1 protein-coding gene (cut by a window edge) is annotated in these 13,920 nt (G+C 61.1%); it reads left to right on the top strand.

The features are described from left to right. Positions 1-13,920, top strand: the 3' portion of a protein-coding gene (locus tag ACK4FZ_RS06340) for a VCBS domain-containing protein (protein ID WP_409818990.1). 15,372 nt of this gene lie to the left of the window's left edge; 13,920 of the gene's 29,292 nt are visible here — the last part of the coding sequence; its start codon lies off the left edge, out of view; its stop codon occupies positions 13,918-13,920.

The raw sequence follows: 13,920 nt of genomic DNA, 5'->3' as shown, positions 1-13,920 counted from the left end.
GGCATGACGGCTGCCAGCAACGACAATGCCATTACCGTAGCGGTCAACCAGTCGGCTTTTGCCGATAACACCAGTGCCGAGCACCTGGCTGCCGACATCCAGGCGGCGCTGGACGCTATCACCACGCTGGGCCCGCTGGAAGGCAAGCTCTTGCCATCCGGTCAGGCCATCAGCAACCTGGGCCAGGTATTGAAAGTGAAAGTACTGAGCCAGGGTGACAGCAAGGTCCTGGCGTTTGTTACCCAGGGCCAGGTGATCAGTACCTTGGGCTTCCGGGTGGCCGATACCGACCCGCTGGTGCGTCAGCTGGGCATGCAGCCTGGCGTAATCTACAAGGCCAGTGGTGTTTCGCTGTTCCTGCAAGACACCTTGCTGGGTGGCAAGATTGTTGCCGGCGTAAAAGACTTCAGCGCCAGTGGCAAGTTGGGCTTCGTGGCGGTCAGCATGGACCAGATGAAGGCTGCCATCAGTGCCGGCGTTAACGTACAGATGCAAAACGGTGCCAGCGGTCAGGCAGGTGATCGTGTTTATCTGGGCGACTTGCTGGACGCCGGCAGCCGTAATGACAGTTTGCTGGGCTCGCGTGCCGACATTGTGCTCGATGCCGGTCAGAGCAAGAGCCTGAGCGCGCTGGCGATCGACCCGCTTACCGGCCAGCTACCGCTGGACGTGGGCCTGCGGGTGACGCTGACCGATCCGGCGGTGAACGCAGGCAAAGCCATTACGCTGGATGTGACTGTACTGGCAGCCGATGCGGCCAACAATATGTCGCTCGCCGACCTGGCAGGCGATGTCAATGCTGCCATCAAGGCCGCGCTGACCGCCTGGGCTGGCAAGCAGGTGCCGCCGCTGGCCAGCGTGCCGTTTGCCAGCCATACCTTCGTCACATTGGGCGATCTGTACAAGCTGGACGGTAGCGTACAGCAACAGAATGCGGTGCTGAAATTTACAGCGCCCACTGCCGCAGCCATGACCGTGGTTGGCCGCAGTCTGATCAAGGACTACTTCACCCCGATTACGTTCAGCGACGCGACCTATGGGGTGGGCACCCAGCCTACCGCCAGCCTGACCATCGAAGGCATCAAGGTAGACGCCGGTGGCCTGAACTTGCTACCACCGGATGCCAACCCGAGCATCGATATCAGCTTGCCTATCGTCGACGTATGGAAAGGCGTCACCAGCCTGAAGGACGCAGTAGACGTACGGGTCACGGGCGCAGATGTACTGATGGGCCTGCGCAAGCTGTCGTGGGTACAGCTGATCGACGGTCTGAAAATGGTGGGCAACCTGCTGGGTCAGATGGACAGCTTTGCTTTCCTGAACCAGAACATTCCGCTGATCGACCGTAGCGTTAACGACATGCTGGACGTGGCGTCCTCACTGGCGCACGCGCTGGACAAGCTGGGCAGCAACCCGGCCCAGGGCGTGACCGAGCTGCGCAAGGTGCTGTCCGAGAGCTTTGGCATGCCGATTTACGACCCGGCACGCCCGGACGTGTTCGGTATCAACATCGATTACGATGCCAAGACCAATGCATTGGCTATCACCATTCCTTATGTGATCAAGTTGGCAGACCAGCACTTCTCGCTGGCCATGGATCTGGAAAAACTGGGCGATCTGATCGGTGGTGATACCGTCAAACAGCTGATGGGGGCCGTGAGCACGCTGGCCGACGTGGGTGGCAGCGCCAAGATCGGCCTGAAATCCAGCGCCATGCTCAATATCGCCTTGGGCGTGGACCTGGACTCTGGCGAGCTGTTCGTGTTCGATCACGACAACAACGGCACCGCTGATAACTACAAGGACGACAAAGGGACCTTTGCCCAACTGGGGCTGGAGGTAAATGGCCAGGATCTGAACTTTGCGGCCGGCCTGGGGCCGCTGTCGCTGAAAATCAGCAACGGTATTGCCAGTGTGCTGGCCCGTGCCGGCTTGTACCTGAACGACGAGCCTGCCGGTAGCGCCGGCCATGGCGATGGCCGCCACTATCTGTCGTCTGCCGTGGCGGTGAGCGTACTGCAGCAAGGCGATAGCGTCGCCTTGCAATGGCAGGATGCTGCGGCCAACTTTGCCATTACCGGCAATACCGGCGGGGCCGTCATCAAGCTGGTGCCGCCGGCCGATGATGTTGCGTCCACCGCTGACGAAACCTACCGCCTGAAGCTGGTAGTGGGGGGCAATACTTACTACACCGATAGCTTTAGCCGCAGCTACGACGCAGATGCCATGCAAGCCCTGCTGGAAAAAGCCCTGTTCTTTGGCCCGCAGGCCATCCAGGGCAGTGTGAGCGTCACCGCGGTCAACCCGTCAGATCTCGGCCAGGGCTGGAAAATCACCCTCAGTGGCAGTGCGCTTAGCGGCAAGACCATCGCGATTACTGCCCATGCCCTGAAAGAGGGTGACGCCGCGCTGGGCGCTGCCGACACCATTCAGTGGGTACGTGTGCCCAGCGGCTCGGGCGGCAGTTTTACCTTGTCAGTAGACATTGCCGGCAAAACCTACACCACCGATGACATTGCCTGGAACGCCAGCGCTGCAGACGTAGCAGCCGCACTGACCACCAAGCTGGCGCCAGTGCAGGTAGGCGGCGTGGCGGTCAGCGTGAGCGTGACGGCACACAATGCGGCTAACCCGGCCCAGGGCTGGGATGTGCGCTTCATGGGCGGCCTGGCGGGTAAGTCTGTCGCGGCCATGAGCGCCAACGCAGCCAAACTGACGCATCAGGGCGCAGTCGCCGTGGTGCCGGTGGTTGCTGGCAAAGACCCGAATGGCCTGCAAACCGCTACAGTGGCGCGCGTGTCGGTGGTGGCAGGCACCAGCGGCACCTTCGACCTGACCTTCAGTGCCGGCGGGATAAATTATGTCGCGACCAACCTGGCTTACGATATCAGCGCGGCGGAACTGCAAACCCGCCTCAACCAAGCGGTAGCTGCTGGCTACAGCGGTATCGAGGTGGTTGTCGACAAGAACTACGGTGGTTTCAGCATCCGTTTTGGCGGCAACACGCTGGCCGGCAAGATGGTGACGCTGACAGCCGATACTGCCAAGCTCAAGGCCAGCCCGTTCGGCACGCTGTTCAATAACCTGGACGTAGTGTTTGACGGCACCGCCAGTGTGCTGTTGCCGGCCAGCGTAGAGCTGGATAGCGAACTGGTCGAGTTGGGCCAGACGCTGATTCCGGGCTTGGAAAGTACTTACCAGGTAGGCAATGTCGAGGTTCGCATCAACAGCCTGAAGGCGCTGACACAGGCCATGCTGCAAGGCGTGGCGGTCAGCTCGGTGCAGATCCAGACGGCGGGCGAGTACGACACTACCAAGATCATCAATTACGCGTTGCCGGACTTGGGCCGGATCTACGACGTGATGGCGCTGAAGAACCCGCTGATTCGCTTGATCCGTGACCCGGGTATTGTCATTGATGGCATCGACTACGCGCTGAAGGGTATCCAGAAGAGCCTGGACGCCATGGCCTCGCTGCCACTGCCCTTGATTGGCGATCAGCTGAAAAAAGGCACCCAGTTCGTCGGTGACTTCCGCAGCAACGTTATCGCCAAAATCCGTGACTTCATCGACAGTACGGTGGATACCTACGGCGGCATGGAGAACGCGCTGCGCCAAGTCTTGTTCGAGGCATTTAGCCACGACAGCGATGGCGACGGTGTCATCCGTGTGGCAGCCATGGACCAATGGCTGGAGAAGGGCGAGGCTGCCGGTGATAACCCGTTCTTGAACTTCCTCAAAGACTACAACGGTGACAGCCTGATTACCGCCGACGATATCGTGGTGGAGTTTCTGGCCATGGGCCTGACCGGTGTGGCCAACGGTACCCGGCTGGGCTACACCCTGGCCGGCACCAAGGATGACAAGAAAGGCGATCGCAAGGGCGGCGATGTCATCAATACCTATCCGGGCAAAGACGCGCTGCTGGACGCCAAGGCGCTGCAGTTCCGCATGCACCTGGGGCAAAACTTGCTGTCCCGCGATATCGACTTGTCCTTTGACATGGGCTTGCCTGGCCTCGCGCTGGAAGTAGATGGCGGCGTTCAGCTGGATCTGGGCTGGGACTTCTACCTGGGCTTTGGTGTCAATACCACCGATGGTCTGTACCTGGTTAGCAATATGGCGGGCATGGCAGGCTTGCCGGACGGCCAGTACGTGGTGGCTGCCGATCAGCAAGCCGCCTACGCGGCGGCCAACCCCGAAATTATCAACCCGTGGCAGCTCACCGAGGCACAAACGGTCAAAGAGATCAGCATCAGTTTTGACGCCTACCTGATTGCCGGTGGTGGCGGCCAGCTGGATGTGACCAACAGTGCAACTGAAAGCAGCTTCACCTTTACCAAGGGGGATGCGGGCAGCTTCACGCTGAGTTTTAGCGACGGTAGCAAGACTTACACCACCGCCGCCATCAGTCGCAGTGCGTCGGCCAGTCAGATCCAGGCCGCATTGAACAAGGCTGTGGGCAAATCCTATACCGGGATTGAAGTTGTGGCGGTCAAGGATATGGCCAGCGGCAAGATCACTGGCCACAAGGTGGTGTTTGGTGGCGATAAGCTCAAGGACAAGACGGTTACCCTGAGTGCCGATGCCAGCAAGCTGAAGGACAGCACCAAGCCGGCCTCGATGACGGCCAAGATCTTCTTCTTGCAAGGCAAACTCACCGACGATCGCAGTGACGAGATTGTTGGCCCCAACGGCGAAACCGTGTACACCAAAGCCAGCGAGGGCGGCCTCTTTATTGCCGGTAACCGCGGCGATATCGGTTCGCGCACCTGGTTCCACGGCAGCTTTGCCATCGACATGATCGATCGGCCCGGCAGTAACGATGGCCGCATCACCTTTGGTGAAATGACACGTGGCAAATTCGGCGATCTGTTCAAGTCGGAAGTGACCGGCAAGGCGCAGGCGAACTTCAAGATGGACCTGTCCATCGAGGGCAGCAAGGTGCTGCCGCGCCTGATAGCCGATTTCCACCTGACGTGGGGGCTGAAAGACCCGGTTAATCCGCTGGGTTATGGTGCGCTGTTCACGCCGTCGCCGAAGGTGTGGATTACCGACCTGGGTATTGATGTCGGCAGCTTCTTCAGTGACTTCCTGGGCCCGATCGTTTCCAAGGTGCAGGACATCACCAAGCCGCTGCAGCCCATTATCGACGGCCTGACGACACCTATCCCCGGCTTGTCCAAGCTGGCCGGCAAGGATTACAGCCTGCTGGATCTGGCGTCTGACCTAGGCAAGGGTGACAAGCGCATCGAGTTCATCAAGACCTTTGTGGTGATGCTGGATCTGTTCAACAGTATTCCGGTGGACGCCGAAGGCTTGATCATTCCGGTTGGCCGCGTGTTCAACTTGGCGGGCGATCTCACCAATGCATCCAGCCGCAAGGGTGCGTCGCTGACCGGCCAGACCCAAGACGTGAACAAGGCGCTGGATAACCCCAAACCTGCGAGCAGTGGTGCAGGTGGCGGCGCAGCCCAGACCCCGAGCGCCAGCGGCACCAAGGGCTTCCTGGCCAAACTGAATAACCCGAATAACGCGTTCAAGATTCCGCTGTTGCAAGACTTGTCCAAGGTGCTGGATCTGATCATGGGCAAACCGGTAGATCTGGTGACCTACACCCCGCCAAGCCTGGGGGTGGGTGTGATGATCGATGTTGGCGCTTTTGTCTTCCCCGGCCTGAAAGTGGGCATGCGCGGTTCGCTGGACATTGCCGTGAACCTGACACTGGGCTTTGATACCAGCGGCATCATCAAGTTTATTGATTCGGGCAACGCGCTTGATATCTTCGACGGTTTCTACGTTAGCGATAACTTCAAGAACGGTATCGATCTGCCGGAAATCGATGTGATGGCCAAGCTGGCCATTTACGGCGAGTTCAACGCCGGCGTGTTGCGTGCCGGTATCGAGGCGGGCCTGAAGCTGAAAGGCGAGGTGGACTTCTGGGATGAGGAAGGCCCGGGCGCAAACGACGGCAAATTCCGCGCCAAGGAAATCATTAACGCGCTGATGTGCAACCCCTTGAACGTGGTCGAGGCCAGCATTGCCGGCTCGCTGTACGTGGACGTGTACGTCAAGCTGTTCGTGCTGTTTGGCTGGGCGACCGTGTTCGACAAGACCCTGCTGGAAGTAGACCTGTTCGAGCTGCGCTGGACACCGACACCCTGCATGCCGATTCTGGCGTCTGACGACAACGGCGACGGTACCTGGGTACTGCACATGGGCTCGTTCGACGGTGCCAACCTGATTGACGTGGATGCCACCTACGGCAGCGACATCAACAAACAAGCCAAAGACCGCATCAACCGCAATATCGAAGATGGCGATGAGAAGTTCGTCATCAAGGAAATCGGCAACGGCGAGATCGAAATTACCGCTACCTTGGATGGTGTGGAGTACGTCAAGACCTATAGCGGCGTGAAGCGCATTCTGGGTTACGCAGGCAAGGGTAATGACATCATCGATGCCAGCGGCCTGAAGACCATCCAGGCCATTCTGGTGGCAGGCGCGGGTAAAGACCAGATTATTGGCGGTGCTAAGGACGATATCCTGATCGGTGGCAGCGGTAGCGCCATTCTGCGGGGCAATGCCGGCAACGACCTGCTGATCGCCCGCGGCGGCAGTACCGAAATGATCGGCGGCACTGGCAGCGACAGCTACCGGTTCCTGGAAAACTGGGCCAGTGCCAATGTGCACGATGACGATAGCGGCGGTGCGGCCAACGTGTTTGATTTCTCGGCCGTTAGCAGCAACTTGCTGCTGGATACGGCGGGTCTGAGTGTCAGCGCGGGCAGCAACAGCATGCGCTTCGACGCGGTGACCGAGCTCGGCCTGTTTGTGGGTGGCCAGGGCGATGACAGCATCGACATGTCCGGCGAAGAAGCCATGCTGCACATCAATGTCAGCAATGTCGCCGAAGACGTGGCCGCGCTACAGGCTGGCATGGGTAGCAAGGCCGCCGCCAAGCTCGACAGCCTGATTACGGCTGACGAGGCACTGGACGAGGGTGTCATCACCAACACCGCTGCCGGTAAAGCCAACGACGACAACAACTTTGGCGATCGCCTGTTCCGTTTTGTCGGGGTGGAAAACCTGATCGGTGGCAGTAATAGCGATGTGTTCGTGTTTGCCAACCAGGCAGCCATTACCAACAGCATCTACGGTGGGCCTGGTCGCGGTATCGGCGTGTCTGGTGGCAATGAAAAAGCCGGCGCGCGCAACATCCTTGACCTGTCACAGTACAACAGCGGCGTCCGCATTAACGAAAGTGGCCGCGCCTACACCCTCCCGGCCGCTGTAAAAGGCCAGCTGGCCGATGTGCCGTCGGAGAGCCGCTTTACCAGCGATGCGGCCAACGTCACCGTACGCGGTTTCCATACCATGATTGGCGGTGCCGGCGACGATGTGCTGGTGGGCGATGCCAGCCAGAACGTTATCCTGGGCCTGAAAGGCAATGACGTACTGGTGGGCATGGAAGGCGCCGACCTGCTGGTAGCCGACACCCTGAAAATGAAAGAGAGCGGCAAGCTGGTAGAGCTGGTATCTGGCAAACCGGCGTGGGAGCTGCTGCCAAGCCGTGCCTGGACCTGGTACGGCACCACTATCCAGAACGCCAAACTTGGCGACGCACCGGGTGCGCAGGTGCTGGTGGGCGGCCTGGACAGCCATGACGGCAACGACGTGATGATGGGCGCCAGCGGTGCCGACCGTTTCTACACCGGTGGCGGCGACGACACCGTGGTAGGCGACTTTGGCCGTCTGGCGTTCGAAGCCCGCGGCGAGCTCAAAGATGGCGACGCCAGCCAGGTGCAGTCCGCGGCCAACGGTGGGGGCGGTAACGACACCATTGTCGGTCTCAACGGCAACCATGTGGTATTGGGCGGCCTGGGGCAAGACAACATCACGCTGGGTAATGGCAACAACCTGGTGCTGGGCGACCTGGGTAGCTTCACGCTGAAATCCGACACCCGCCTGACGCTGACCGCGCAAACCAGCGTGGGTAGCAGCTTTGACGAAAACGGCGGCGCCGACACCATCACCCTGGGTAGCGGCAGCAATGTCGTGATCGCCGGCGCCGGTGCCGACCGCGTCACCATTAATGATGCAGCGGACAGCCGTAACGTGGTGCTGGGCGATAGTGGCCACGTGGTATTCGGTACTGCCAAGAAAGACGCCCATCTGCTGCAAAGTGTCGAGGCCGACGTACGCGAAACCACCGGCGACGCCGACAGCATCAGCCTGCAGTCCGGCAGTGCCGTACTGGCCGGCGGTGCCGGTGCCGATGTCATTACGGTGAGTGCAGCAGCGTCGACTGCGGCCAACTATCGCTATATCAGTGGCGATCATGCCATCTTCGGTTTTGACACGCTGGGGGGGCTGACCCGTCTGAGCAGCACTGACGTGGCAGACGCTACCGGCGGCAACGACAAGATCACCATCGCCAGCAGCGGTATGAGCAGCGATATTGGTCTGAACATGGTGATCGCCGGTATGGGCAGCGATACCGTACTGGTCAGTGCCGAGATCGACCCGGTTACCGGCGAAATCCGCCGCGGTACCGCCACGAGCCAAGACATCCTGCTGGGTGATAACGGTGACATCCACCGTACCGCTGCCGACGCCAGCAATGGCCAGCGCAATCTGCTGCTGCAAGTGAAGAGCACGGTGAATGACAAGGGCGGCAACGATATTCTGGCCAGCGGTGACGGTGGCAAGGTGCTGCTGGGCGGCTTTGGTGCCGACACGCTGTACGCCCGCGATGGCGCGCAGCTGGTAGTAGGCGACAATGGCGAGCTGAACTACGACAGCGTGGCGCGTAACGGCATGCTGCGCGACATGCAGAGTACCGACCCGGTCATCGGCGGTGCTGACCGTATCTTGCTGCGCGACGGCATCAAGCACGTGATTGGTGGCATTGGCGCTGACGTGATCGACATCGACGCCAGCGGCCTGCCGCAGTCGGTTAACCCGGCCACCGTGACCGGCCTGGACCTGCAAGACAATCTGGCAGGCAGCCAGGGCCGCTTTGTGGCCGGTGATAATGCCCGCTTCAGCTACGACGCACGCAGTGGCCTGACCGACGTGGTCACCACCGATGCCATCACGGCCACCGGCGGTGACGATGTGATCAGCCTGGGCCAGAAAGACCTGGCTACCAACCTGGGCCTGCAAGTGGTGTTTGGCGGCATGGGCGCCGACCAGATCGTGGTACGCAGCGTGGCGCGCAGCCAGGACATCCTGTTTGGCGACAACGGTGAGCTGCGCCGCAAACCGCTGGGTTACGGCGTACTGTCGGCCGCCAGCCTGGCCGCCAGCCTGGGTGGAGATGACCAGATTCGTACCGGCAAGGGCGACAAGCTGATTGTGGCGGGTTTCGGTAATGACCTGATCGTGGCCGAGACCGTGCGTGAAGGCAGTGCGCCGGAACGCGTACTGGCACTGGGCGATGCTGGCCGCGTGGTGTTCGACGCTGCCGGTGGCCAGCAGCTGCAGATGCTCGAAAGTACGGATATCGGCTTTGGTGGCGACGACCGGATCACCCTGGGTGATGGCGACATCACCGTGGTGGCCGGTTATGGCCGCGATGTGGTGCAGGTCAATAGCAGCGAAAATGCCTTCCGCACTCTGGTGGGTGATAACGCCCAGTTGCTGTTCTCGGGCGAAAGCGACGCAGCGCGTCAGGCGGCTAGCCTGGTGTCCCTGCTGACATTGGATCAAACCGCGGTAAGCGGTGGCGGTGATACGCTGCAGATCGGCACCACCGGCGCCGTAAGCGGGGCGTTAGGCGAAGCGCAGCTGGTAGGCGGTATGGGTGAAGACACCTTGTCAATCTATGGTGCCTCGGTCAACGCCGTCTTGCTGGGTGACAACGGCCAGCTGCAGCGTCAGAGCGGGCGCCAGGCGGCGCTACTCAGCGTGAGCAGTCTGCTGCCGGAGCAAGGTGCGGGCGATACGCTTACCCTGACGCACGGCGAGCACGTCGTTATTGCCGGTCAAGGCGCCGACCGGGTCACTGCCGGCAAGGGCTTTGGCGTGGTGTTGGGCGATAGCGGCAACGTGAGCTTTGCCAGCAACGGCAAATTGGCCTCGGTCAGCAGTGCCGGCATTGCCCAGGGTGGCAACGATGTGTTGCAACTGGGCGTGGGCGTATCGGACATCGATGGCGACAAGGTGGTCATCGGCGGTTTTGGTGCCGACAGCATCAGCCTGCAATCGCAGCGCGGTACTGCCAGCCTGGCGTCCGAGCGGGCGGTAGCCGGTGATAATGCCAGCATGATCTTCGATATCGCCGGTCGCCTGACTTCGTTCGGCACACTGGATAGCGACCCGTCTACCGGTGGTAACGACGACATCACCGTGTCGATGACCGGTGAAGCCATTGCCGGGGTAATGGCTGACTTCAACATCGTGGCTGGCGGCATGGGCAGCGACCGCATCAACGTGCTGGGCAGCGTGCTGAGCCGCGACGTGGTATCGGGCGACAACCTGGACTACCGTCGCAGCGGTGCGGCAACCGGCTACCAGCACCTGTTTGCCGAAAGCAGCCAGCCGCAAAGCGGCGGCGACGACAATATCCGCGTGGGCAGTGGCGACAAGCTGCTGTTTGGCGGCGCGGGTAACGACAAGGTGGAATCGCTCACCGTGGCGGGCGACCGCAATATCGCCTTTGGCGACGCCGGCAGCGTATCTTTTGCGGTAGACGGTAGCGGCCAACTGGTGCGCGCAGGCACCTTGAGCGATAGCAGTGGTGGCGACGATACGCTGAACATCGGCGCCGGCACGGCGTATGTGTTTGGTGGCTTTGGCCGTGACACGCTCACGCTTAGCGGTGGCGATGCCGCGTTGCGCGTGGTGGCCGGCGATGGCGCCCAGGCCAACTTCGACACCGCAGGCGCACTGCAGCTGGTGCAAAGCACCGGCAGCGACGCGGCCGACCCGCTGCTGACCAGCGACAGCTTTGTGCTGCCGAATACTGGCCGCAATATCGTACTGGGCGGCACCGGCGTCGATACCTTGTCCGGCAGTGTGGAGCTGGATGCGGCCAACCCGCAGCACACCATCATCCCGGGCAGTGGCCTGGCCGATCTGGTGCGCCAGATCGTCAGCGTCGTCATGTTGGGCGAATACGGCGAGATGGGCGTGACGACCAGCGGCTACGTCAAGCCGCAAAACGGTAGCGGTGGTGGCGTTGTTGAAGGCGACCTCGACGGTAAGGGCAGTGTCACCGAAGACAGTACAACCCGCGCCAGCGGCCGTATTGCCTACCCGGCACTGTCGGGTGGTGTAGCCAGTTTCGACCCGGTCAGCAATACCCAGCAAGGCCGCTTTGGCAAGCTGGAAGTCAAAGTTGATGGTAGCTGGAGTTACACCCTTGGCAATGACAGCGCCAGCAATGCCCGCGTTCAGGCGCTGCGTGATGGCGACGTTCGTAGCGAGGTGTTTGTACTCACCACCACCGACGGCAGCCAGACCACCGTTACCCTGAGCATTCATGGCAGTAACGATCAGCCGCAAGCGCAGCTCACCAGCCTGGTAGAGGATGGCGCCGCCAGCAGCAGCGGTCGCCTGCAAGATAGTCTGGCAGGTCTTGCCAGCGTATTTCTGGCAGGTAGCTTTGTCGGCGAACTGGGTACCTTGCAACTGCAGTCCGATGGCAGCTGGGCGTTTGCACTCAGCGCCAATGTGCAGGCGCTGGCGGCCGGTAGTAGCCGCCGCGAGAGCTTCACCGTGCAGACCGTTGACGGCGCCAGCACCACGCTCACTGTCGAGATCATCGGCGTGAACGACGCTGCAGTGATCAGTGGCCAGCAAACCGGCAGCGTGGCGCAAGAGGGTGTACGTACCAGTAGCGGTCAGTTGCAAATCAGCGATGTCGATGACGGCGAGGCCGAGTTCCAAGCCGGTAGCCAGTCTGGTAACTACGGTACCTTGCAACTGGCGGCAGACGGCAGCTGGACCTATGTCCTCAGCCAGGGTGAAGCGGTAGCCAAAGGCCAGACCGTCGCCGAGCAGTTCACCGTATTGGCCAAGGACGGCACCAGCAGCAACATCAGCATCAGCGTGACTGGTGGTAATCACGCCGCCATCATCGGTGGCGAGCAAACTGGAGCGGTTGCCCAAGATGGCCAGCAGCAAGCCAGTGGTCAGCTCAGCATTAGCGATATCGACGCTGGCGAGGCTGTGTTCATTGCCCAGACGCAAGCAGGCCAGTATGGCAGCTTCAGTCTGCAGGCTGACGGCAGCTGGGTATACCGCTTGCTGGACGGCAGCGCTATTGCCAAAGCTGCCGTGGTGCAGGAAAGCTTCCAGGTACTCACTGCCGATGGCACCCGCAGTATGGTGGTTGTGGCGGTAACCGGTGGTAACCATGCAGCCAGCATCACTGGCCAGCTGGCTGGTGCCGTGGCCCAGGATGGTCAGCGCAATAGCAGCGGCCAGCTACTGGTCAGCGATATCGATGCCGGCGAGGCGGCCTTCGTGCCACAGAGCAGCCAAGGCCGCTATGGCCAGTTGCAATTGCTGGCCGACGGCAGTTGGGCGTACCAGTTACTGGATGCAAGCAGTATCGCCAAGGGCGCTACCAGCCAGGACAGCTTTGAGGTGCGCAGCGTAGACGGCAGTAGCGTACAGCTGCTCATCACCGTTACCGGAGGCAATCATGCGGCCGTGATCGATGGTGTTCTTGCCGGTGCGGTGCAGCAAGGAGGCAATAGCGTGGCCAGCGGCCAACTGCAGATCATTGATATCGACGCCGGCGAGGCGCTGTTCGTGGCGCAAACCAGCCAGGGTAACTATGGCGTGTTCAGTCAGACGGCTGATGGCCATTGGGTATACCAGCTGCAAGATGCCAGTGCGGTAGCCAAGGGTGCGGTGGTTAGCGAAAGTTTCGTCGTCAGCAGCCTAGATGGCAGCCAGCGTACCGTGACCATTGCGGTAACCGGAGGTAACCATCTGGCGCAAATCAGCGGCGATAGCCAGGGGGTAGTCAAGGCCGGAGGCACTCAGCAGGCCAGCGGCCAACTGCAGATCATTGACATTGACGCTGGCGAAGCCGCGCTGCAGGCAGGTTTGCAGACCGGTTTGTACGGTCAGCTGAGTCTGAGTGCCGATGGTCAGTGGCAATACAGGCTGGCCGACAATGCCAGCCTGCCGGCTGGCAGTCAGCAGCAAGAACGCTTTACCGTACTGTCGCAAGACGGAAGCGCCAGCGTCGAGATCGTGATCTCGGTAGCCGGCGCCGATGCGGCAACGCAAAACGACAACACGCCGCAAGTGGTGCAGGCGCAGCAGCTGGCAACAACAGGTCGTGGCGCTACTGTCAGCATCAGCCAGCCTGCGGGCAACGATCAGGCCATGGCTGGCCGCGACGATGCCAGCGCCGGCGAACAGCCTGCCGATGACGCCGAGCAGGATGCGCAGTCAGTGCCGCTCTCGCTGCCTACTCTGGGCGATGTACTGTTTACGCCTATCCAGTCTGCACAGGGTAATTTGCCACCCGTCAGCCCGGTCAGCGTGGTACTGACAGCAGCACCGTCGGCGGTACAGGCGACGCTGCAGGATGTAGTGCTCAGCCAGCAGGCTGCTGCCGATGAGGAGGAAGATGCTGGCGCTGCAGTCGTCGATGACAGTGCACCGCCGGTCGCCCCGGATCTGCAGACGGCACCGGCGGCAGTAGCTGGTAGTGATGTGGTATCCTCCGCGGCGCAGCCTGCTGTGTCGTTGCCCTCGGCACAGCCGCAAGCGGTTGCCGCGCAGGCATCAGACGCGACAACCGCGGCTGATGCGGTTGTGCAGACGCAGTTGCAAGACATGGCGCTGGGGCTGGCCGCACTCACCGGTGTGGGGCGCAGCAAAATTCAGTGGGACCGCAAGCCGGGTACCAGCAAACGTGCTGCGGCAAGCGCTAGCAAGCTCCGCCGATAA

It is taken from the genome of Vogesella sp. (genome assembly GCF_046297735.1).
Classification (GTDB): domain Bacteria; phylum Pseudomonadota; class Gammaproteobacteria; order Burkholderiales; family Chromobacteriaceae; genus Vogesella; species Vogesella urethralis.
The sequence above is the reverse complement of the archived record's forward strand: the minus strand, read 5'-3'. Positions and strand labels throughout refer to the sequence as shown.